The organism is Aquipseudomonas alcaligenes, from assembly GCF_003205495.1.
Taxonomy (GTDB): domain Bacteria; phylum Pseudomonadota; class Gammaproteobacteria; order Pseudomonadales; family Pseudomonadaceae; genus Aquipseudomonas; species Aquipseudomonas alcaligenes_B.
This window is the reverse complement of sequence record NZ_QJRX01000010.1, coordinates 39,035-59,476: the sequence shown is the minus strand read 5'-3', so window position 1 is coordinate 59,476 and position 20,442 is coordinate 39,035. Positions and strand designations below refer to the sequence as shown.

General features: G+C 67.3%; 22 protein-coding genes. 11 read left to right on the top strand and 11 right to left on the bottom strand.

Annotation, left to right across the window (positions count from 1 at the left end; translation table 11 throughout):
• Positions 1–2: 2 nt before the first annotated feature.
• The 6 genes from DMO17_RS17840 to DMO17_RS17815 form a co-directional block, all read right to left on the bottom strand.
• A complete protein-coding gene (locus DMO17_RS17840; RefSeq protein WP_110683821.1) occupies positions 3–242 on the bottom strand; it encodes a BolA family protein in 240 nt (79 codons plus the stop codon).
• A gap of 118 nt (positions 243–360) precedes the next feature.
• Entirely contained in the window at positions 361–669 is a 309-nt protein-coding gene (locus tag DMO17_RS17835) for an STAS domain-containing protein (RefSeq protein WP_110683820.1), read from the bottom strand.
• Positions 666–1,310, bottom strand: coding sequence for an MlaC/ttg2D family ABC transporter substrate-binding protein (locus tag DMO17_RS17830; RefSeq protein WP_110683892.1), 645 nt, complete (start codon positions 1,308–1,310; stop codon positions 666–668). Before DMO17_RS17830 ends, DMO17_RS17835 begins: the two co-directional genes overlap by 4 nt.
• A gap of 2 nt (positions 1,311–1,312) precedes the next feature.
• Entirely contained in the window at positions 1,313–1,780 is a 468-nt protein-coding gene (gene mlaD / locus DMO17_RS17825; RefSeq protein ID WP_110683819.1) for an outer membrane lipid asymmetry maintenance protein MlaD, read from the bottom strand.
• On the bottom strand, positions 1,780–2,577 hold the full coding sequence (gene mlaE / locus DMO17_RS17820; protein ID WP_110683818.1) for a lipid asymmetry maintenance ABC transporter permease subunit MlaE: 798 nt from the start codon (positions 2,575–2,577) through the stop codon (positions 1,780–1,782). Before mlaE ends, mlaD begins: the two co-directional genes overlap by 1 nt.
• Complete coding sequence (locus DMO17_RS17815; protein ID WP_110683817.1) at positions 2,577–3,386, bottom strand: ATP-binding cassette domain-containing protein; 810 nt, start codon at positions 3,384–3,386, stop codon at positions 2,577–2,579. Before DMO17_RS17815 ends, mlaE begins: the two co-directional genes overlap by 1 nt.
• A 249-nt stretch (positions 3,387–3,635) precedes the next feature.
• On the opposite strand from DMO17_RS17815, the gene DMO17_RS17810 reads away from it, so the two are divergent.
• The 10 genes from DMO17_RS17810 (at position 3,636) to DMO17_RS17765 (ending at position 10,707) form a co-directional block, all read left to right on the top strand.
• A complete protein-coding gene (locus DMO17_RS17810) occupies positions 3,636–4,610 on the top strand; it encodes a KpsF/GutQ family sugar-phosphate isomerase (protein WP_110683891.1) in 975 nt (324 codons plus the stop codon).
• The gene (kdsC, locus tag DMO17_RS17805) at positions 4,611–5,135 is read left to right on the top strand and encodes a 3-deoxy-manno-octulosonate-8-phosphatase KdsC (RefSeq protein ID WP_110683816.1); all 525 of its coding nucleotides are present in this window, start codon (positions 4,611–4,613) and stop codon (positions 5,133–5,135) included. It begins immediately after the preceding gene.
• Positions 5,136–5,144: 9 nt separating this feature from the next.
• On the top strand, positions 5,145–5,711 hold the full coding sequence (lptC, locus tag DMO17_RS17800) for an LPS export ABC transporter periplasmic protein LptC (RefSeq protein ID WP_110683815.1): 567 nt from the start codon (positions 5,145–5,147) through the stop codon (positions 5,709–5,711).
• Positions 5,698–6,240, top strand: coding sequence for a lipopolysaccharide transport periplasmic protein LptA (lptA, locus tag DMO17_RS17795; protein WP_110683814.1), 543 nt, complete (start codon positions 5,698–5,700; stop codon positions 6,238–6,240). Before lptC ends, lptA begins: the two co-directional genes overlap by 14 nt.
• Positions 6,240–6,965 carry an LPS export ABC transporter ATP-binding protein gene (gene lptB / locus DMO17_RS17790; RefSeq protein ID WP_110683813.1) on the top strand — a complete coding sequence of 242 codons (726 nt, stop codon included), beginning with the start codon at positions 6,240–6,242 and terminating at the stop codon, positions 6,963–6,965. The genes lptA and lptB overlap by 1 nt, the downstream gene beginning before the upstream one ends.
• A 140-nt stretch (positions 6,966–7,105) precedes the next feature.
• Positions 7,106–8,608, top strand: a complete 1,503-nt coding sequence (locus DMO17_RS17785) for an RNA polymerase factor sigma-54 (protein WP_110683812.1) — start codon at positions 7,106–7,108, stop codon at positions 8,606–8,608.
• A 157-nt stretch (positions 8,609–8,765) separates the two neighbouring features.
• Complete coding sequence (gene hpf, locus DMO17_RS17780; RefSeq protein WP_110683811.1) at positions 8,766–9,074, top strand: ribosome hibernation-promoting factor, HPF/YfiA family; 309 nt, start codon at positions 8,766–8,768, stop codon at positions 9,072–9,074.
• Positions 9,075–9,087: 13 nt separating this feature from the next.
• Positions 9,088–9,552 (top strand): PTS IIA-like nitrogen regulatory protein PtsN, encoded by a 465-nt coding sequence (gene ptsN, locus DMO17_RS17775; RefSeq protein WP_110683810.1) that lies wholly within the window; start codon positions 9,088–9,090, stop codon positions 9,550–9,552.
• Between the two features lie 16 nt (positions 9,553–9,568).
• Positions 9,569–10,426: an RNase adapter RapZ gene (gene rapZ / locus DMO17_RS17770; RefSeq protein WP_110683809.1), complete on the top strand. Its 858-nt coding sequence runs from the start codon at positions 9,569–9,571 to the stop codon at positions 10,424–10,426.
• Between the two features lie 8 nt (positions 10,427–10,434).
• Positions 10,435–10,707 (top strand): HPr family phosphocarrier protein, encoded by a 273-nt coding sequence (locus DMO17_RS17765; protein WP_110683808.1) that lies wholly within the window; start codon positions 10,435–10,437, stop codon positions 10,705–10,707.
• A gap of 54 nt (positions 10,708–10,761) precedes the next feature.
• Here the strand turns inward: DMO17_RS17765 and pmbA are convergent, their stop codons facing one another.
• Entirely contained in the window at positions 10,762–12,108 is a 1,347-nt protein-coding gene (gene pmbA, locus DMO17_RS17760; protein WP_110683807.1) for a metalloprotease PmbA, read from the bottom strand.
• Between the two features lie 89 nt (positions 12,109–12,197).
• Between pmbA and yjgA the strand changes: the two genes are divergently transcribed.
• Positions 12,198–12,719, top strand: coding sequence for a ribosome biogenesis factor YjgA (yjgA, locus tag DMO17_RS17755; protein ID WP_110683806.1), 522 nt, complete (start codon positions 12,198–12,200; stop codon positions 12,717–12,719).
• 20 nt (positions 12,720–12,739) lie between these two features.
• Here yjgA and tldD read toward each other — a convergent pair whose 3' ends face one another.
• The 4 genes from tldD to rng are packed head-to-tail and all read right to left on the bottom strand — an operon-like array spanning position 12,740 to position 20,378.
• Positions 12,740–14,197 carry a metalloprotease TldD gene (tldD, locus tag DMO17_RS17750; protein ID WP_110683805.1) on the bottom strand — a complete coding sequence of 486 codons (1,458 nt, stop codon included), beginning with the start codon at positions 14,195–14,197 and terminating at the stop codon, positions 12,740–12,742.
• The gene (locus DMO17_RS17745) at positions 14,194–15,048 is read right to left on the bottom strand and encodes a carbon-nitrogen hydrolase family protein (RefSeq protein ID WP_110683804.1); all 855 of its coding nucleotides are present in this window, start codon (positions 15,046–15,048) and stop codon (positions 14,194–14,196) included. The genes tldD and DMO17_RS17745 overlap by 4 nt, the downstream gene beginning before the upstream one ends.
• A 44-nt stretch (positions 15,049–15,092) precedes the next feature.
• A complete protein-coding gene (locus DMO17_RS17740) occupies positions 15,093–18,920 on the bottom strand; it encodes a YhdP family protein (RefSeq protein ID WP_110683803.1) in 3,828 nt (1,275 codons plus the stop codon).
• Entirely contained in the window at positions 18,921–20,378 is a 1,458-nt protein-coding gene (gene rng, locus DMO17_RS17735; RefSeq protein ID WP_110683802.1) for a ribonuclease G, read from the bottom strand. It lies immediately after the preceding gene.
• Positions 20,379–20,442: the final 64 nt, after the last annotated feature.

Sequence of the window (20,442 nt, the reverse complement as noted above, 5' to 3'; positions counted from 1 at the left end):
GCTCAGGAACGCTCGGCCCAGGCGGCCTGGCTGAAGAATTTCATGGTCACGGCGTGGATGCTGCCATCGGCGATCCAGGCGTTGAGGTGGGCATAGATCTGTTGCTGGCGCTTGACCGGGCTCAGCGCGGCCAGCTCGTCGCTGATCAGATTCAGCTGGAAGTTGCAGCCTTCGCCCTCCACCTCGACGCGGGTGTTGGGCAGCTTGGCCTCCAGGAGGTTCTTAACTTCTACGGCCTGCATGCTCAACCTCGATCGGCGCAAATAGGATTCAATGGCGGGCCAGGGCTCGCGGGCCGGCAATCATACAAAAAAGCCCCCCGCCTGCGAAGCCCGGCAGGACGGAGGGCTCGGCGCGGACTCAGGCCCGGGCTTCGAGCAGCTCGCACAGGCCGGAGACCTTGGCGATCTCGCGCATGTCCTGCGGCAGCCCGCGTACGACCAGGCCCTTGCCGGCCGCCCTGGCGTCGCGCATGAAAGCCAGCAGCAGCGACAGGCCGACACTGCTGGACTTCTCCACCCCCGCGCAATCCAGCACCAGGCTGCTGCCGGCCGCGTCCTGGATCAGCTTGCGCCCGGCCTCGCGCAGCGGCGGGCCGCTACGATGGTCGAGCACGCCACTGAGCAGCAGCTCGCCGGCCGGGCCGACCCGAATGGCGCCATCCGTCATTGGCCGCTCGCCTGCTGACCTTCGGCGCTGTCCTTGGCCTTGGCCACCACTTCGGCCCAGCCGTCGATGGTCTTGTCCAGGTTATTGCCGTTGCGCTGCATGCTGTCGGCGAACTGATCGCGGAACAGCTTGCCGACGTTGATGCCGTTGATGATCACGTTGCGCAGCTTCCACTGCCCGTCCAGCTGCACCATGGTGTAGGACACCGGGTAGACGACGCCCTTGTTGTCGGTCACTTCCATGCCGACGCTGGCACGCTCGGCGCCCTCGGCCTTGGCCGGCAGCACGCGAATGCCCTGGTTGTCGTACTCCAGCAGGGCATTGCCGTAGAACTGCATCAGACTGCGCTTGAAGTTTTCCTCGAAGCGCTTGAGCTGGGCATCGCTGGCGCCGCGCGAATATTTCACGGTCATGATGCTGCGCGAGATGCCCTCGCTGTCCACCACCGGACCGAGGATGCGCTCCAGGGTGTCGTAGAAGGACTGCGGGTTCTGCTGGTAGGCAGCCTTGTTGGCCTTGAGGTCACCGAGCAACTGGTCGGTGGTGCTCTTCACCACCTCATGCGCACTGGGCGTGGCGACCGCCAGCAGCGGCAAACTCGCCAGCGCAATCAACAGGCCGCGACGCAGGGTATGCAACAGGCTCATTTGCTTTCCTTGTTTACCGAGTTCATCAGGAACTTGCCGATCAGGTCTTCCAGCACCAGGGCCGACTGGGTGTCGTGGATGGTGCTGCCGTCTGCCAGCAGCTCTTCCTCGCCACCGACGCTGATGCCGATGTACTTCTCGCCCAGCAGGCCGGCGGTGAGGATCGAGGCGGTGGAGTCCAGCGGCAGGTTGTCCACCCGCTTCTCGATCTCCATGGTCACGCGACCGGTGTAGCTGTCACGATCCAGATCGATGGCGGTGACCTTGCCGATCGTCACCCCGGCCATGGTCACCTTGGCCCTGACGGTAAGACCGGCAATATTGTCGAAGTTCGCATACAGCTTGTAAGTATCGCCCGAGCTGGCAGCCGAGAGGCCGCTGACCCGCAGGGCGAGCAGCAGCAGCGCCAGCAGTCCGGCCAGCAGGAACAGGCCGACGCCGATTTCCAGGGAGCGGCTTTGCATCAGAGATCTCCAAACATCAGGGCGGTCAGAATAAAGTCGAGGCCGAGCACGGCCAGGGAGGCATAAACCACGGTCTTGGTGGTGGCGCGACTGATGCCTTCCGAGGTCGGCTCGCAGTCATAGCCCTGGAACACGGCGATCCAGGTCACCACGAAGGCGAAGACGATGCTCTTGATCACGCCGTTGAGCACGTCCTCGCGAAATTCCACGCTGTTCTGCATGTTGGCCCAGAACGAGCCTTCGTACACCCCCAGCCAGTCGACCGCCACCATGGCCCCGCCCCAGATGCCGACCACGCTGAAGATGGCGGCGAGCAGCGGCATGGAGATGAAGCCGGCCCACAGGCGCGGGGCGATGATGTACTTGAGCGGGTCGACACCGATCATTTCCAGGCTGGACAGCTGCTCGGTGGATTTCATGTTGCCGATCTCGGCAGTCAGCGCCGAGCCGGCACGCCCGGCGAACAGCAGGCCGGTGACCACCGGCCCCAGCTCGCGCAGCAGGGTCAGGGCGACCATCTGCCCCACCGCCTGCTCGGAACCGTAGCTGGTCAGGATGTTGTAGCCCTGCAGGGCCAGCACCATGCCGATGAACAGGCCGGCCACCACGATGATCGGCAGCGATAGCACGCCCACCGAATACAGCTGGCGAATCAGCAGCTGGCCGCCATTGCGCAGGCCGCTGCGGCCGAACAGCGAGCTGAGCAGGAACAGGGTCGAGCGACCCATGGCCTGTACCACGTCGATACCGGCGCGCCCCAGCAGGGCGATGCGTTCGAGAGGGGACTTCCTACGCATCAGCGCGCTCCCAGCAGATCGTCGAGGTAATCCGGCGCCGGATAGTGGAAGGGCACCGGGCCGTCCGGGATGCCCTGCATGAATTGCTGGATGCGCGGATTATCCGAGTGCATCAGTTCGTCCGGGGTACCCTGGCCCAGTACCTGGCCATCGCCCACCACATAGAGGTAGTCGGCGATGCTGGCGGTCTCGGCCAGGTCGTGGGAGACCACGATGCTGGTGATACCGAGCGCGTCGTTGAGCAGGCGGATCAGGCGCACCAGCACACCCATGGCGATGGGGTCCTGGCCGACGAACGGCTCGTCGTACATCAGGATCTGCGGATCCAGGGCGATCGCCCGGGCCAGTGCCACGCGGCGCTTCATGCCGCCCGACAGCTCGTCCGGCATCAATTCCACGGCACCGCGCAGGCCCACGGCCTGCAACTTCATCAGCACGATGTCGCGGATCATCTCGTCGGGCAGACGGGTATGTACCCGCAGCGGAAAGGCCACGTTCTCGAACACGTCGAGATCGGTGAACAGCGCGCCGCTCTGGAACAGCACGCCAAACTGCTTGCGCATGTCGAACAGCTCGCTACGCGACAGGCTCGGCAGGTTCTGCCCGTTGACCCAGACTTCGCCGCCGGACGGCTTGAGCTGGGCGGCGATCAGGCGCAGCAGGGTGGTCTTGCCGCAGCCGGACGGCCCCATGATGCCGGTGACCTTGCCGCGCGGGATGCGAATGTCGACATTATCGAAGATGTTGCGCGCGCCACGCTTGAAGGTCAGCCCCTTCAATTCGACGGCATAGGCATTCTCGGCGCTCATCCAAACTCCTTGTGATGCGGCCCTTCTCCATGGACAGACGCAGGCTCCTGCGGCAGGGGCACTTCGCCCCGCGGTCAGGCCGAACAGGGCGCGGAATATAGCATTGGCGGGGCTTGCGACCCAAGACACCGTAACCTTTTCACAACAATTGCTCACAACTGGCGTCATCCCCGCACCCACAGAGGTGAGCCCGAGCCGCTTTGTCGTTATACTTCCTCTCTTTTTATGTCGAGCATCGCACCTTTCGCCATGAGCCAGACCAGCGACCTGATCCAGTCCGCACAGCGCACCATTCGCCTCGAAGCCGAAGCCGTGGGGAGCCTGCTGAACCGCATCGACGCCGATTTCCTCCGCGCCTGCGAGATGATCCTGGCCTGCAAGGGCCGCGTGGTGGTGGTCGGCATGGGCAAGTCCGGGCATATCGGCAACAAGATCGCCGCCACCCTGGCCAGCACCGGCACCCCGGCGTTCTTCGTCCACCCGGCCGAAGCCAGCCATGGCGACATGGGCATGATCACCAAGGACGACGTGGTGCTGGCCCTGTCCAACTCCGGCTCCACCGCCGAGATCGTCACCCTGCTGCCGCTGATCAAGCGCCTCGGCATCCAGTTGATCAGCATGACCGGCAACCCCGAATCGCCGCTGGCCAAGGCCGCCGAAGTCAACCTGGATGCCCGCGTCGCCCAGGAAGCCTGCCCGCTGAACCTGGCACCGACCTCGTCCACCACCGTATCCCTGGTGCTCGGCGACGCCCTGGCCATCGCACTGCTGGAGGCGCGCGGTTTCACTGCCGAAGACTTTGCCTTCTCCCACCCGGGTGGCGCCCTCGGCCGACGCCTGCTGCTCAAGGTGGAGAACGTGATGCACGCAGGCGAGCGCCTGCCCCTGGTCAAGCGCGGCACCCCGCTGCGCGAGGCGCTGCTGGAGATGACCCGCAAGGGCCTGGGCATGACCGTGATCGTCGAGGCCGACGGCAAGCTGGCCGGCATCTTCACCGACGGCGACCTGCGCCGCACCCTGGACAAGGGCATCGATGTGCGCGAGGCCAGCATCGACCAGGTGATGACCATCCACGGCAAGACCGCCCGCGCCGAGATGCTCGCGGCCGAAGCCCTGAAGATCATGGAGGATCACAAGATCAACGCCCTGACCGTCGTCGACGACGACGACCGCCCGATCGGCGCCCTCAACATGCACGACCTGCTGCGCGCCGGAGTGATGTAAATGACCACCGACCTGCTGCAACGCGCCAAGGCCATCAAGCTGGCCATCTTCGACGTCGACGGCGTACTCACCGACGGCCGCCTGTACTTCCTCACGGACGGCAGTGAATTCAAGACCTTCAACACCCTGGACGGCCACGGCATCAAGATGCTGATCAACTCCGGGGTGCGCACCGCCATCATCAGCGGGCGCAAGACCCCGGTGGTCGAGCGCCGCGCACAGAACCTCGGCATCCAGCACCTGTACCAGGGCCGCGAGGACAAGCTTGTCGTTCTGGACGAACTGCTCGGCGAACTGGGCCTCACCTACGACCAGGTCGCCTACCTCGGCGACGACCTGCCCGACCTGCCGGTGATTCGCCGTGTCGGCCTGGGCATGGCCGTGGCCAGCGCCGATGGCTTCGTCCGCCAGCACGCCCACGGCGTGACCCGCGCCCGTGGCGGCGAAGGCGCCGCACGCGAGTTCTGCGAGCTGATCATGCAGGCCCAGGGCACGCTGGAAGCCGCCCAGGCCGCCTACCTCTAGGACCTTTCCATGAACGGCAAACTGCGCAACTACCTGATCGGCCTGCTGGCCGTCGCCCTGATCGGCGCACTCGGCTACTGGAATATCCGCCCGGAAAGCTTCATGGAACGCCGGACAGCGGAGACCGACAGCGCCATCGACTTCTACGTGATAGGCGCCAGCACCCAGCAGTTCCAGGATGACGGCAAACTGCACTACGAGATGACCGCCGCCAAGCTCGAGCACATCAAGGCCAGCGACGTCACCCTAGTGGACAAGCCCGACCTGCAGCTGTACCGCGGCACCGACTACCCCTGGCACGTGCGCAGCGACAAGGGCGAGGTCGCCCCCGAGGGCAAGCAGGTCGAACTGATCGACAACGTGCGCATCGCCCGCACCGACGCCAAGAACCGCCCCACCGTGATTACCAGCAGCCGGGTCACCGTATTCCCCGACGAGGAATATGCGCAGACCCAGCAAGCCGTTAGAATCGAGGCCGCCAATGGGGTGACCACGGCACAGGGAATGAAAGCGTACATGAACGACGGCAGGATCAACTTGCTGTCCAACGTAAGAGGCCAGCATGAGGTTCGTTAAAACCCTCCCCCTACTGCTCAGCCTGGGCGCCGCGCTCGGAAGCGCCAGCGCCTGGGCCCTGCCCAGTGACCGCGAGCAACCGATCCGGGTACAGGCGGACAGTGCAGAACTGGACGACAAACAAGGCGTGGCGGTGTACCGCGGCGGCGTGGTGATCACCCAGGGCACCCTGAAGATCACCGGCGACACCGTGACCATCACCCAGGATGCCAACGGCGAGATCGAAGTCTTCACCTCGGTGGGCAAACCCGCCTACTACGAGCAGAAGCCCGCCGAGGACAAGGAAATCGTCAAGGCCTACGGCCTGACCATCCAGTACTACGCGACCAACGAGCGCATCGTGCTGATCGACCAGGCCAAGGTGATCCAGCAGGGCAACGTCTTCGAAGGCGAGAAGATCGTCTATGACACCCAGCGCCAGATCGTCAACGCCGGCCGCGCCACGGGCAGCAACGTCTCGGTGCCGCGCCCGCGCATCGACATGATCCTGCAACCACGCAAGAAGAACGGCGAGCAGGGGCAACAGTAATGGCGACCCTCAAAGCCCAGCACCTGGCCAAGGCCTACAAGGGCCGCCAGGTGGTCCGCGACGTCAGCCTGTCCATCGACAGCGGCCAGATCGTCGGCCTGCTCGGCCCCAACGGCGCCGGCAAGACCACCTGCTTCTACATGATCGTCGGCCTGGTCCAGGCCGATCAGGGACGCGTGCTGATCGACAACCTCGACCTCAGCCATCAACCGATGCATGGCCGCGCCCGCTCCGGTATCGGCTACCTGCCGCAGGAAGCCTCGATCTTCCGCAAGCTCTCCGTGGCCGACAACATCATGGCCATCCTCGAGACCCGCAAGGACCTCGATCGTGCCGCCCGCGAGAAGGCCCTGGAATCACTGCTGCAGGAATTCCACATCAGCCATATCCGCGACAGCCTGGGCATGAGCCTGTCCGGCGGCGAACGGCGCCGGGTGGAGATCGCCCGCGCCCTGGCCACCGAGCCCAAGTTCATCCTGCTCGACGAACCCTTCGCCGGCGTCGACCCGATCTCGGTCGGTGACATCAAGCAGATCATCCACCACCTCAAGGCCAAGGGCATCGGCGTACTGATCACCGATCACAACGTGCGCGAGACCCTGGACATCTGCGAGACCGCCTACATCGTCAACGACGGCCAGCTGATCGCCGAAGGCGACGCCGACACCATCCTGGCCAACCAGCTGGTCAAGGAAGTCTATCTGGGCCACGAGTTCCGCCTCTGAGCGCGACCGAGTGCGGGGCTTGCACAAAGGGCTAGAATCATTCAAGGTCAGGCATATAATTTGCTTCCTAGGGCGGCCCACCGCCCTGCAGTGGATGGCGCCGCGCGCCGGCAAGTGAACAAGGTACCCAGCCCCACACCATGAAACCGTCGCTAGTCCTCAAGATGGGCCAGCAGCTGACGATGACTCCGCAGCTGCAACAGGCCATCCGACTCCTCCAGCTCTCCACCCTGGACCTGCAGCAGGAAATCCAGGAAGCCCTGGAATCCAACCCCATGCTGGAGCGCCAGGAAGACGGCGAGGATTTCGACAACTCCGACCCCATGGCCGATGGCGTCGAGCAGAACACCCAGGCGCAGCAGGACAGCTCCAGCTTCCAGGACAACACAGTCGCGGTGAACAACACCGAGGGCGGCGAGGACGGCGAGTGGCACGACCGCATCCCCAGCGAGCTGCCGGTCGACACCGCCTGGGAAGACGTCTACCAGACCAGCGCCAGCAGCCTGCCCTCCAGCGATGACGACGAGTGGGACTTCACCACCCGCACCTCGGCCGGCGAGAGCCTGCAGAGCCACCTGCTGTGGCAGCTCAACCTGGTACCGATGTCCGACACCGACAAGCTGATCGGCGTCACCATCATCGACTGCATCAACGACCAGGGCTATCTGGAGGAATCCATCGACGAAATCGTCGAGTCCTTCGACCCGCAACTGGACATCGAGGCCGACGAAGTCGAGGCCGTGCTGCACCGCATCCAGCACTTCGAGCCCGCCGGCGTCGGCGCCCGTGACCTGCGCGAATGCCTGCTCCTGCAACTGCGCCAGCTACCCGCCGGCACGCCCTGGCTGGCCGAGGCGCAGCGCCTGGCCAGCGAGCATCTGGACGTGCTCGGCGGCCGCGATTACAGCCAGCTGATGCGCCGCATGAAGCTGAAAGAGGACGAACTGCGCCAGGTCATCGAGCTGATCCAGAGCCTCAACCCGCGCCCCGGCTCGCAGATCGAGGCCAGCGAGCCCGAGTACGTGGTGCCCGACGTCATCGTGCGCAAGCACAACGAGCGCTGGCTGGTGGAGCTGAACCAGGAGGCGGTGCCGCGCCTGCGCGTCAACCCGCAGTATGCCGGCTTCGTCAAGCGCGCCGACTCCAGCGCCGACAACACCTTCATGCGCAACCAGCTGCAGGAGGCGCGCTGGTTCATCAAGAGCCTGCAAAGCCGCAACGAGACGCTGATGAAGGTGGCGACGCAGATCGTCGAGCACCAGCGCGGCTTCCTCGAATACGGCGACGAGGCCATGAAGCCGCTGGTCCTGCACGACATCGCCGAGGCGGTGGGCATGCACGAGTCGACCATCTCGCGGGTCACCACGCAGAAATTCATGCACACCCCGCGCGGCATCTACGAGTTGAAATACTTCTTCTCCAGCCACGTCAGCACCTCCGAGGGCGGCGAATGCTCGTCCACCGCGATCCGCGCCATCATCAAGAAACTGGTGGCCGCGGAAAACGCGAAAAAGCCGTTGAGCGACAGCAAGATCGCTGGTTTACTGGAAGCACAGGGCATTCAGGTAGCCCGCCGCACCGTCGCCAAGTACCGCGAGTCCCTCGGCATCGCGCCGTCCAGCGAACGCAAGCGACTGATGTAAGCGGCCCTGAGCGGAAGGCTTCTGCACCACCGTACCGAGCGCCGGATACCCTGCACGGGGGAACCACGGCCCGCAGTGCACCAGCCCTCCCAGCCAACGTGTTACGGCGGCAGGCCCGATAGCCTGTCTCTTACACCAGGCAACAAGGAGAAGCGGTATGCAAGTCAACATCAGTGGACATCAACTGGATGTGACCGACGCCCTGCGCGACTATGTCGGTGAGAAGCTCAGCCGACTGGAGCGCCATTTCGACAAGATCACCAATGTGCAGGTGACCATGGAGGTCGAGAAGCTCAAGCAGAAGATCGAAGCGACCCTGCACATCGCCGGCGGCGAGGTGGTCGCCAACGCCGAACACGAAGACATGTATGCCGCCATCGACCTGCTGGCCGACAAACTCGACCGCCAACTGATCAAACACAAGGAAAAGCAGCTGGGCCGCCTGCAAGGCGCCACGGCTCGCTGACATACCCTCCCTCATGATCCGACTCGAAACCATCCTGACTTCCGGCCGTTCCCTGGTGAACGTGCCGGGAGGCAGCAAGAAACGCGTACTCGAACAGATTGCCAACCTGGTGGCCCGTGATCTCCCCGATCTGGACGGCCAGGACATCTTCGAAAACCTGATCGCCCGCGAGAAGCTCGGCTCCACCGGCTTCGGCAACGGCATCGCCATTCCGCACTGCCGCCTGCCCGGTTGCAGCGCACCGATCAGTGCCGTGCTGCACCTGGATGCGGCGGTGGACTTCGACGCCATCGACGGCGCCCCGGTCGACCTGCTGTTCGTCCTGCTGGTGCCGGAAGCGGCCACCGACGAGCATCTGGAGCTGCTGCGCCAGATCGCCAGCATGCTCGACCGCACGGAAGTGCGCGAGCGCCTGCGCCGGGCGCAGAGCAGCGAGGAGCTGTATCAGGTCGTGGTCGACGTACAGAACGGCCGCTAGCACCGAGGACTGAGCCATGCGCCTGATCATCGTCAGCGGTCGTTCCGGCTCGGGCAAGAGCACTGCCCTCGACGTGCTGGAAGACAACGGCTTCTACTGCATCGACAACCTGCCGGCCAGCCTGCTGCCGGACCTGGCCGAGCGCGCCCTGCTGCAGACCGAGCTGCTGCATCCGCAGGTGGCCGTGTCGGTGGACGCGCGCAACCTGCCCAGCCAGCTGCAGCGCTTTCCCGAGCTGCTGAGCGAAGTACGGGCCCGGCATATCCAGTGCGACGTGCTGTACCTCGACGCCGACGAGGAGACCCTGCTCAAGCGCTTCTCCGAGACCCGCCGGCGTCACCCACTGACCAATGAGAGCCGCGCCCTGGCCGAGGCCATCCGCGACGAGGCCACGCTGCTGGCACCGATCGTCGACCTGGCCGACCTGAAGATCGACACCACCCATCTCAACCTCTACCAGCTGCGCGACACCCTCAAGCTGCGCCTGCTCAACCAGCCGGAACCGGGTACCGCCTTCCTGGTCGAGTCCTTCGGTTTCAAGCGCGGCATGCCGGTGGATGCCGACCTGGTGTTCGACGTGCGCTGCCTGCCCAACCCCTACTGGAAGCCGGACCTGCGCGAGATGTCCGGCCTGGATGCGCCGGTGGCCGAATACCTGGCCGCGCAGCCGGACGTGGAGGAGATGTACCAGGATATCCAGGCCTACCTGAACAAGTGGCTGCCGCGCTTCGCCGCCAGCAACCGCTCCTACGTGACCATCGCCATCGGCTGCACCGGCGGCCACCACCGCTCGGTGTACCTGGCCAACCGCCTGGGCCAGGCCCTGAAACCCACGCTGAAAAACGTCCAGGTCCGCCACCGCGACCTCGGCTAAGGACCGCAATGCCCACCCGCGAGATCACCATCATCAACAAGCTCGGCCTGCATGCGCGCGCGGCCGCCAAGTTCGTCGGCGTGGCCAGCGGCTTCCCCTGCCAGGTGCGCGTCGGTCGTTCGCCGGACAGCCTGGTGGACGGCAAGAGCATCATGGCGGTAATGATGCTGGCCGCCGGCAAGGGCACCAACCTGCACCTGGCCAGCGAGGGCGAGCGACAGGAGGAAGCGCTGGAGGCGCTGATCGAACTGATCAACAACAGGTTCGACGAAGGCGAGTAATCGCCGGCGCATGAAAAAGGGGCCCGCAGGCCCCTTTTTGTTTACTAACTAGATTCAGCTACCGGCCACCGTCATGCGCTCGATCAGCACCGAGCCGGTGCGGACGTTGCCACGCAGCTCCAGGTCGCTCCCCACAGCCACGATCTGGCGGAACATGTCGCGCAGGTTGCCGGCGATGGTGACTTCCTGCACCGGGAACTGGATCTCGCCGTTCTCCACCCAGAAACCGGCGGCACCGCGCGAGTAGTCGCCGGTGACCAGGTTCAGCCCCTGCCCCATCAGCTCGGTGACCAGCAGGCCACGGCCCATGCGGCGGATCAGCGCCTGCTGGTCCTCGGAGCCATGGCTGACGAACAGGTTGTGCACGCCGCCGGAGTTGGCCGTGCTGGGCATGCCCAGCTTGCGCCCGGAGTAGGTGCCGAGGATGTAGGACACCAGCTCGCCGCCGGCGACGAAGGGTTTGGCGTAGGTGGCCAGGCCGTCGCCATCGAAGGTCGCGCTGCCCATGGCCCGCGGAATGTGCGGGCGCTCGTCGAGGCTGAGCCACTCGGGGAACAGACGCTGGCCCAGCGCCCCTTCGAGGAACGAGGAATGGCGGTACAGGTTGCCGCCGGAAATGGCCGCGAGGAAATGTCCGAACAAGCCAGTGGCCAGCTCCGCGGCAAACAGTACCGGCACCTCGCAAGTGGGCACCGGGCGCGCACCGAGGCGCGCCACGCTGCGCTCGGCGGCCTTGCGCCCGATCGTCAGTGGGTCGGCCAGCAGCTCGCCCTGGCGGTTGACGTCGTACCAGTAGTCGCGCTGCATCTGCCCCCCGTCTTCGGCAATCATCACGCAGCTCAGGCTGTGGCGGGTGCTGGCGTAGCCACCGAGGAAGCCGTGGCTGTTGCCGTAGACCCGGCAGCCCTGGTGGGTGCTGAGGGTGGTGCCGTCGGCGTTCTTGATCCGCGCATCGCTGGCGAAGGCCGCCGCCTCGCAGTCCAGGGCCAGCTCCAGCGCACGCTCCGGGGCGATCTGCCAGGGGTGGTAGAGGTCCAGCTCGGGCAGCTCGCGGGCCATCAGCGCGGCATCGGCGAGGCCGGCGCAGTCGTCCTCGGAAGCATGCCTGGCGATGGCCAGGGCCGCCGCCACCGTCTCGCGGATCGCCGTCTCGCCGCTGGCCGAGGTGCTGGCCGAGCCCTTGCGCTGGCCGACGTAGAGGGTGATGCCGAAGCCCTGATCGCGGTTGAACTCGACCGTCTCCACCTCGCCCTGGCGCACCGTGGTGGACAGCCCCTGCTCCATCGACACCGCCACCTCGCAGGCGCTGGCGCCCTGGCGGCGCGCCTCGCCGAGGATCTGCTCGACCTGCTCCTGCAGGGCCGGCAAGGCCTGCGGACCCACTGTTTGTGCTGAACTCATGCTGCACTCCAACGACGGGCGGCCGGTCCGCTGCGGACAGGCCCTCCCTGACTGGTTATCATGGCGGCGTTTCCATCCGGACCGCCCCCATGGCTGATTCTTACGACGAAGACTTCTCTGGCGAGAAGAGCAAGACCCAGATCAAGCGCGAGCTGCACGCCCTGCAGGATCTCGGTGCCCGCCTGACCACCCTCAAGCCCGAGCTGATCGCCAAGCTGCCGCTGACCGACAATCTGCGCAAGGCCCTGGCCGAGGCGCCGAAGCACACGGCCAATGCCGCCAAGAAGCGCCATATCCAGTTCATCGGCAAGCTCATGCGCGACCAGGACATCGAGGCGATCACCGCGCTGATCGACCAGGTCGACAGCTCCACCCGTGAGTACAACGAGCGCTTCCACGCCCTCGAGCGCTGGCGCGACCGCCTGATCGCCGGTGACGACAGCACCCTGGAGAGCTTCGTCGCCGACTATCCCGAGACCGACCGCCAGCACCTGCGCAGCCTGATCCGCCATGCCCAGCATGAAGCGGCCCACAACAAGCCGCCTGCCGCCGCGCGCAAAGTCTTCAAATACATCCGCGACCTGGACGAGGTCCAGCGCGGCCTGCGTTAACGCTTCCGCTGCCCGGCGCCTCAGGCGCCGGTACCGCCGACGGTGATCGCGTCGATCTTCAGGGTCGGCTGGCCGACGCCCACCGGCACCGACTGGCCGTCCTTGCCGCAGGTACCGACACCGCTGTCCAGGGCCAGGTCGTTGCCGACCATCGACACCCGGCTCATCGCCTCCGGACCGTTGCCGATCAGGGTCGCGCCCTTGACCGGCGCAGTAATGCGGCCGTCCTCGATCAGGTAGGCCTCGCTGGTGGAGAACACGAACTTGCCGCTGGTGATGTCGACCTGGCCGCCGCCGAGGTTGGCACAGTAGATGCCCTTCTTCACCGAGCGGATGATCTCTTCCGGGTCGCTCTCGCCAGCCAGCATGTAGGTGTTGGTCATGCGCGGCATCGGCAGGTGCGCGTAGGATTCGCGGCGGCCGTTGCCGGTCGGCGCCACGCCCATCAGGCGCGCGTTCAGCTTGTCCTGCATGTAGCCCTTGAGCACGCCGTTCTCGATCAGCGTGGTGCACTGGGTGCGGGTGCCCTCGTCGTCCAGGCTCAGTGAGCCGCGGCGCCCGGCCAGGGTACCGTCGTCGACTATGGTGCACAGGCTCGACGCCACCTGCTGGCCGATGCGCCCGCTGTAGGCCGAGCTGCCCTTGCGGTTGAAGTCGCCCTCCAGGCCATGACCGACCGCCTCGTGCAGCAGCACGCCGGACCAGCCGGCGCCCATCACCACCGGCAGGGTGCCGGCCGGCGCGGGGATCGCCTCCAGGTTGACCAGCGCCTGGCGCAGCGCCTCGCGGGCGTAGCCCAGGGCGCGCTCGTCGCCGCTGCCATCGCGTTCGAGGAAGTAACGGTAGTCGCAGCGTCCGCCACCGCCATGGCCGCCACGCTCGCGACGACCGTTGTGCTCGACGATGACACTGACGTTGAAGCGCACCAGCGGGCGGATGTCGGCGCCCAGGCTGCCGTCGCTGGCGGCCACCAGCACCTGGTCCCAGACCCCGGCCAGGCTCACCGTGACCTGCTTGATGCGCGGGTCGAGGGCACGGGTGGCGACGTCGATGCGCTTGAGCAGCTCGACCTTCTCGGCGCGCTGCAGCACCTCCAGCGGGTTGTCCTGCCCATACAGGGCGACCACCTGCGGGCTGGCGAAGGCCTGCACGCGGCCCTGCTGGCCACTGCGGGCAATCGAACGGGCGGCACGCGCCGCCTGGCTCAGGGCCTCGGCATGGATGGCGTTGCTGTAGGCGAAGCCGGTCTTCTCGCCGGACTGGGCACGCACGCCGACACCCTGGTCGAGGTTGAAGCTGCCCTCCTTGACGATGCCGTCCTCCAGCACCCAGGACTCGGAGACCTGGCTCTGGAAGTACAGGTCGGCGGCATCGATGCCGGGGCCGGCCAGTTCGCCGAGGATCGCCGGCAGCTGCTCGATGGAGAGGTTGCCGGGGGTCAGCAGGTGGCCGCTGACGCGGCCGAGAATGTCGCTCATAGGAACTCCGTGGGCGCCGGCCCGGGCTGGGCCGGCGCGATGAAACGTCTGTGCCGGGCCACCGGCATGCGCCGGCGGATCGCCTCCTGCTCGGCGGCATCGCGGCTGGCCAGCAGCACCGCCTCGCCCTGGGGCTGCTCGGCGAGCACGCGGCCCCAGGGGTCGATGATCGCCGAGTGGCCGAAAGTCTCGCGCCCGCCCGGATGGCTGCCACCCTGCCCCGCCGCCAGCACATAGCACTGGGTCTCGATGGCGCGGGCGCGGGTCAGCACCTGCCAGTGGGCGGCGCCGGTGACGGCGGTGAAGGCCGCCGGGGCGCTGATCAGCTCGGCACCGGCCTCGCGCAGGCGGCTGTACAGCTCGGGGAAGCGCAGGTCGTAGCATACCGTCATGCCCAGGCGGCCGACCGGGGTGCCGGCCACCACCACCTGCGCGCCGAAGGCGAAGTCGTCCGATTCGCGATAGCGGCCGCGGGCATCGGCGACGTCCACGTCGAACAGGTGCAGCTTGTCGTAGCGGGCGGCGCGCTCGCCGTGCTCGTCGATCAGCAGGGAACAGGCATGCGCCTTGGCGCTGGGCTGGCCGTCCGGCGGCAGGGGAATGGTACCGGCGACTATCCACAGCCGCAGGTCACGGGCGGTCTGCTGCAGCCAGGGCAGGATGGGGCCGCGGCCCTCGGCCTCGGCGCGGCCGAGCTCGGCCAGGTCGCGGCGGCCCATGGCGGCGAAGTTCTCCGGCAGCACGGCGAGGCGTGCACCACGCTCGGCCGCCTGCTGCAGCAGGCGGCGGGCGGCGGCGAGGTTGGCCAGGACATCGTCCTGGCTGACCATCTGGATTACGGCGAGGGACATGGTGCTTTCCGTCCGGGGCTTGCCTGCATGCTACCGCAAGTCGCTCAACGCGGCTTCTCGAACGGCTTGTCGAAGCTGATTTCGGGGTTCTGCCAGGGCCCCTTGACCAGGTACTGCACGCTGGCGAAGCGCGCCACCCGGTCGCCGAGCAGCTTGTCCGCGACGAACAGCGCGCCACCGACCGCCGGCGCGCCGACGATCAGGGCCGCCAGCGGCAGGTTGTTGGTCACCGGCAGGGTCACCAGCAGTTTGGCGTCGATCTGGTCGCGGGCCATGTCCAGCGTACCGTTCAGCTCCAGGGTGCTGGACGGGCCGACCACCCTGAGCGGCTCGCGGGTCTGGAACACGCCGTCCTGGCCGACCAGCAGGGTCTTGGTGGTGTCGTAGCTGAAGCCCTTGCCGAGCAGGTCGGAGAAGTCCAGGCGCAGGCGCCTGCTGATCGAGTTGAAGTTGAGCAGGCCGAACACGCGCAGGGCCGAGGCCGAGCCCTGCACCTCGACGAACTGGCCCTTGCGCAGGCTGGCGTCGAGGCGACCGGAGAGGCGTTTGAGGCTGAGCCAGGCCGGCGAGCCCGGCCAGCTGCCATCGACGTCCAGGCGGAAGCGCTCGCTGGTCGCGGTGGGCGCGTAGCCCCAGGCCTTGAGCACATCGGCCAGGTTGTCGCCCTGGATGCGCCCCTTGTACCAGCTGCGTGTGCTGCCCGGAGCGCCTTCCCAACCGGCCTCGCCGCCCACCCGCAACCCCTTGAGCTCCAGGGCCAGCTCGCTGAAGCGCACCCCCTGCGGCGTCGGCCGCGCCTTCAGCGACCAGGCGCCGAGCGGCGCGTCGCCCTGCAGCACCTTGGCGATGCGCACATCCAGGGCTGGCAGCTGGCGCGGGTCGACCGCCGCCAGGGCATCGGGCTTGTCCTGGGCCGGCTCGCTCCCGGGCGCGGCCGGCGGCAGGCTCAGCCGCGCCAGGTCGAGCCGGATGGGGGCGCCCTGGGCATCGGGCAGCTCGATGCGCCCTTCCAGCAGGGCACTGGCGAGATCCAGCTGCCAGCCGGCCTGGGCGCGGGCCAGCTTGAGCGCAAGATTGTCGACCTGGGTGCCGAAGCCGCTGAAGCGCCCGATGCTCAGCTCGGCACCGCGCAGGAACTGGCGACTCTGGCCATCGCCGGCGAGGCCGCTGTAGGGCTTGATCGCGGCCTGCCAGGCCGACCAGTCCAGCTCGCCGAGGCGCCCGGACAGGCGCAGCCCCGGGCTCGACGGCAACAGGGCCGGATCGCCGCCCAGGCGCAGCTCGCCGCGCCCCTGCAGCGCCTGCCCCACGGGGGCGGCGAAGGTCAGGCTGGCCAGGCCGGCGTAATCCAGCCAATAGCGCCGCTCGCGGCCCTGCAGGGTCATGCGCCAGGTGGCCTTGCGCGCCTCGCCAGCCGGCTTGGCGAACGGTGCCGGCAGCTCGACGGCCAGCCCCTGCAGATTGGAGTCGACCCGCAGCTGGCTGTCGGCACCATCCAGGGTCAGGCCCAGGCTGTAGGGCAGCTCGCCCCTGAGCGGCAGCGGCTGGGTCAGGCCCAGCCAGGCGCTGAGCCGCTCCAGGGGCACCTTGCCGCTAGCCTCGATGCGGGTGCGCGCATTGCCGCGCGCGCCCTGGGCCAGCGCACGACCGCGCACGGCATGGCCGAGCACCTGGGCGCGGATGTCCGGGGCACTGAGGCCGGTGGCCGTGTTGAAGCGGAACGCGCCCTTGAGCTGGGTGAGCTCCAGCTGCGGATTGCTCATCTGCAGCTCGGCGCCTTCGGTGGCGAAGTCCACCTGCACCTGCGGCTTCTGTCCCTTGTTCAGGGGAATGTCCAGCTTCAGCTTGCCCGACAACGGGCCCTGCCCGCGCCAGCCGGCGAAGGTCTCGGCGGTGCCAATGGGCGCTTCCTGGAGGATCTTCAGGGCATCCGCCAGGCTACTCTCCAGCTCGCCATCCAGGGCCAGGCGCGGCTGGCCGTTGGCCGCCTTGGGGATGCTCACCAGCACTTCGCGTACCCGGCTGTCGAGGATGCGCCCCTCGGGTACACGCACGTCGACGCCGTCGTCCTCGATCAGCACCTCGCCGCGCGCCTCGCGCAGGCTCGGCCAGCCGGGCTGGAAAGCCAGCTCGGCGTTGTCCACGCGGAAGTACAGGCCGATGCTGCGTGCGGCATCCGCGGCGCCCTTGGCCAGCGAGCCCTGGTACTGGAACCAGCCGTTGTCGATGTGGCCGCCGCGGATGGCGCTCTGCAGCCACTCGGCCAGCGCCGGGCTGAGGCCGGGGGAGCGGGTCGGCAGGTACTTCCTGGCCTGCAGGGCATCGCCGTCGCGCAGGCCGACGCGCAGGTCCATGTAGTCTTCCTCGGCCGGATCCTGCTTCAGCCGCACGAGGAAATCGCCGGCGATCCGCCCCTCGTCACCGACCACCTGCAGGTAGGGACTCTGCAGGGTCAGGCCTTGGTCGTCGAGTTCCCACAGCAGGCGCGCGCCGACCTGGCGATAGCGCCACATCTCGGGGAACAGGTTGGGGAAATGCAGACCGAAGTTCTCGCTGGCGGCCAACAGCTCGCCGCCGCCCAGATCGCCACTGATGCTGCCGCTGGCATTATCCACCGCCGGCACGCCCTGCCAGGCGCCGATGCCGACCCGTTCCAGGTTGGCCGAGAACTGCACACGCTCGCGGCCATCGAGCTGGGGCCGATACTCCAGCTGTACGTTGCGCAGGGTGCCGCGCGGCTGCAGCGCGTCGAGCACCTCGGCGGCCTTGTCCGGCAGCGGCGCCAGGGCCAGCACCACCGGGGCCAGCGGGGTGAGGTCGAGGTGGTCGGCACTGAGGGCCCAGCGCTGCGCCCGGCCCTCGGCGTCCAACTGCTGGTTCAGGGCCAGCTGCACCTCGCCCCAGCGCGTCTCGCCCAGGCTCAGGGCCAGGCCGTCGACCAACAGGTCGAAACCCTGGTCGCGCCGCTCGAAGTAGGCGCTCAGGCCCAGGTCGTTGACCTGCACCGCCTTGCGCTTGGCATAGGCGCCGCGAATCTCCGGGGCGTGCAGGCGCGCCGCGGCGCGCTGCACGGCGCCGTCCGCCCAGTCCAGCCAGAGCTCGCCGCCGACCTGGGCCTTGGCGAGTCGCCAGTCGCGGGTCAGGCCCTTGGGCAGCCAGCCGGCCCAGTCGCTGTGCGGCAGGCTGAGATAGGCTTCGGCGCGGCTGGAGGCAATGTCCTTGGCATCCAGGCGCACGCGCACGCGCAGGGCCAGCGGCTGGCCATCCGGCAGGCGCAGGCGGCCGTCGAGGCGCTGGCGCACGCTGCCGCTGCGCAGGGTCAGGTCGATATAGGTGAGGCTGAGCGGCTCGCCGCCCTGCGGCTCGAAGGTCAGCTGGCTGCCGAGCAGGGAGACCTTGCTGACCATCTTCAGGCCATCGATCAGCTGCTGCGCCTGCAGCGGCCGGCCCGGCTCGCGTGCCGGCAGGCCCTCCACCGTCCAGCGCCCCGCGGCGTCCTCGCGCAGGCTCAGCTGCAGCCCCTCGAACTGCAGGTTGGCCAGGCGCGGCTGGCGCGCCAGCAGGCTGGCGAAGACATCCGGCACCACCCGCACCTGGTCCAGGCGCACGGCACTGGCGCCCTCGCCGAGCAGCACATCGTGGGCGGTCAGCACCGGCGCGAAACCGCTCCAACCGCCTTCCAGGCTGCCGATCGACAGCGGCAGGCCGAGGGCCGCGCGGGCCCTGGCCTGCACTTCGTCGCGATACTCGGCGACCAGCGGCACCAGCTCGCGCCCCAGGCTGACATAGAAGGCGGCTAGCACCAGCGCCAGGGCGCACAGTCCCAGCCCCGCGCGCAGCAGCCCGGTCAGCAGGCTAGCGAGCCGGCTCATTCAGAGCAGCACCACGTCGTACTGTTCCTGGGAGTACATGCTCTCCACCTGGAACTTGATGGTGCGGCCGATGAAGGCCTCGAGGTCGGCGACGTTGCCCGACTCCTCGTCGAGCAGGCGGTCGACCACCTTCTGGTTGGCCAGCACCAGGTAGCCCTCGGCCTGATAGGCGCGGGCCTCGCGGAGGATCTCGCGGAAGATCTCGTAGCAGATGGTCTCGGCGGTGCGCAGCTTGCCGCGGCCCTGGCAGGCGCTGCAGGGCTCGCAGAGCACCTGCTCGAGGCTCTCGCGGGTGCGCTTGCGGGTCATCTGCACCAGGCCCAGCTCGGTGATGCCGATGATGTTGGTCTTGGCGTGGTCGCGCTCCAGCTGCTTCTCCAGGGTGCGCAGCACCTGCCGCTGGTGTTCTTCATCTTCCATGTCGATGAAGTCGATGATGATGATCCCGCCGATGTTGCGCAGGCGCAGCTGGCGGGCGATGGCGGTGGCCGCCTCGAGGTTGGTCTTGAAGATGGTCTCTTCGAGGGTGCGGTGGCCGACGAAGGCGCCGGTGTTGACGTCGATGGTGGTCATCGCCTCGGCCGGATCGACGATCAGGTAGCCGCCGGACTTGAGCGGCACCTTGCGCTCCATGGCGCGCTGGATCTCGTCCTCGACGCCATAGAGGTCAAAGATCGGCCGCTCGCCGGGGTAGTGCTCCAGGCGGTCGGCGATCTCCGGCATCAGCTCGTCGACGAACTGGGTGATCTTGCCGAAGGTCTCCCGCGAGTCGATACGGATCTTCTCGATCTTCGGGTTGACCAGATCGCGCAGGGTGCGCAGGGCCAGGGACAGGTCCTCGTAGATCACCGAGGGGGTCTTGGCCGTCTGCATCTGCCCGGCGATCTGCTCCCACAGGCGCCGCAGGTAGCGGATGTCGACCAGGATCTCGTCGCTGCCGGCACCTTCGGCGGCCGTTCTGAGGATAAAGCCGCCGGTCTCCTCGATGCCCTCGGCGGCCACGCAGTCGGCCACCACCTGCTTGAGGCGCTCGCGCTCGGCCTCATCCTCGATCTTCAGGGAGATGCCGACATGCGCGGTGCGCGGCATGTAGACCAGATAACGCGAGGGAATCGACAGGTGCGTGGTCAGGCGCGCGCCCTTGGTGCCGATCGGGTCCTTGGTCACCTGCACGATCAGGCTCTGGCCCTCATGGACCAGCGCGCCGATGGACTCCACCGCACTGCCCTCACGGGTGGAAATCTCCGCCGCATGAATGAAGGCGGCGCGCTCCAGGCCGATGTCGACGAAGGCCGCCTGCATGCCCGGCAGCACCCGTACCACCTTGCCCTTGTAGATGTTGCCGACGATGCCGCGCTTCTGCGTGCGCTCGACGTGCACTTCCTGCAGCACGCCGTTTTCCACCACCGCCACACGGGATTCCATCGGCGTGATGTTGATCAGGATCTCTTCGCTCATGCGTCCTACTCTGCGCGCTGCGACTGCTGGCCAGGGGCCGCCGCTATCTAGTGTGGGCCGGCAG

What these genes read in the sequence shown, in the direction of transcription:
- DMO17_RS17835 (WP_110683820.1), bottom strand. Translation starts at nt 669, where the DNA reads ATGACGGATGGCGCCATTCGGGTCGGCCCGGCCGGCGAGCTGCTGCTC.
- ptsN (WP_110683810.1), top strand. Translation starts at nt 9,088, where the DNA reads ATGATCCGACTCGAAACCATCCTGACTTCCGGCCGTTCCCTGGTGAAC.
- rapZ (WP_110683809.1), top strand. Translation starts at nt 9,569, where the DNA reads ATGCGCCTGATCATCGTCAGCGGTCGTTCCGGCTCGGGCAAGAGCACT.
- lptA (WP_110683814.1), top strand. Translation starts at nt 5,698, where the DNA reads ATGAGGTTCGTTAAAACCCTCCCCCTACTGCTCAGCCTGGGCGCCGCG.
- DMO17_RS17765 (WP_110683808.1), top strand. Translation starts at nt 10,435, where the DNA reads ATGCCCACCCGCGAGATCACCATCATCAACAAGCTCGGCCTGCATGCG.
- DMO17_RS17740 (WP_110683803.1), bottom strand. Translation starts at nt 18,920, where the DNA reads ATGAGCCGGCTCGCTAGCCTGCTGACCGGGCTGCTGCGCGCGGGGCTG.
- DMO17_RS17810 (WP_110683891.1), top strand. Translation starts at nt 3,636, where the DNA reads ATGAGCCAGACCAGCGACCTGATCCAGTCCGCACAGCGCACCATTCGC.
- rng (WP_110683802.1), bottom strand. Translation starts at nt 20,378, where the DNA reads ATGAGCGAAGAGATCCTGATCAACATCACGCCGATGGAATCCCGTGTG.
- lptC (WP_110683815.1), top strand. Translation starts at nt 5,145, where the DNA reads ATGAACGGCAAACTGCGCAACTACCTGATCGGCCTGCTGGCCGTCGCC.
- hpf (WP_110683811.1), top strand. Translation starts at nt 8,766, where the DNA reads ATGCAAGTCAACATCAGTGGACATCAACTGGATGTGACCGACGCCCTG.
- yjgA (WP_110683806.1), top strand. Translation starts at nt 12,198, where the DNA reads ATGGCTGATTCTTACGACGAAGACTTCTCTGGCGAGAAGAGCAAGACC.
- DMO17_RS17785 (WP_110683812.1), top strand. Translation starts at nt 7,106, where the DNA reads ATGAAACCGTCGCTAGTCCTCAAGATGGGCCAGCAGCTGACGATGACT.
- DMO17_RS17840 (WP_110683821.1), bottom strand. Translation starts at nt 242, where the DNA reads ATGCAGGCCGTAGAAGTTAAGAACCTCCTGGAGGCCAAGCTGCCCAAC.
- kdsC (WP_110683816.1), top strand. Translation starts at nt 4,611, where the DNA reads ATGACCACCGACCTGCTGCAACGCGCCAAGGCCATCAAGCTGGCCATC.
- tldD (WP_110683805.1), bottom strand. Translation starts at nt 14,197, where the DNA reads ATGAGCGACATTCTCGGCCGCGTCAGCGGCCACCTGCTGACCCCCGGC.
- DMO17_RS17815 (WP_110683817.1), bottom strand. Translation starts at nt 3,386, where the DNA reads ATGAGCGCCGAGAATGCCTATGCCGTCGAATTGAAGGGGCTGACCTTC.
- mlaD (WP_110683819.1), bottom strand. Translation starts at nt 1,780, where the DNA reads ATGCAAAGCCGCTCCCTGGAAATCGGCGTCGGCCTGTTCCTGCTGGCC.
- mlaE (WP_110683818.1), bottom strand. Translation starts at nt 2,577, where the DNA reads ATGCGTAGGAAGTCCCCTCTCGAACGCATCGCCCTGCTGGGGCGCGCC.
- DMO17_RS17745 (WP_110683804.1), bottom strand. Translation starts at nt 15,048, where the DNA reads ATGTCCCTCGCCGTAATCCAGATGGTCAGCCAGGACGATGTCCTGGCC.
- pmbA (WP_110683807.1), bottom strand. Translation starts at nt 12,108, where the DNA reads ATGAGTTCAGCACAAACAGTGGGTCCGCAGGCCTTGCCGGCCCTGCAG.
- lptB (WP_110683813.1), top strand. Translation starts at nt 6,240, where the DNA reads ATGGCGACCCTCAAAGCCCAGCACCTGGCCAAGGCCTACAAGGGCCGC.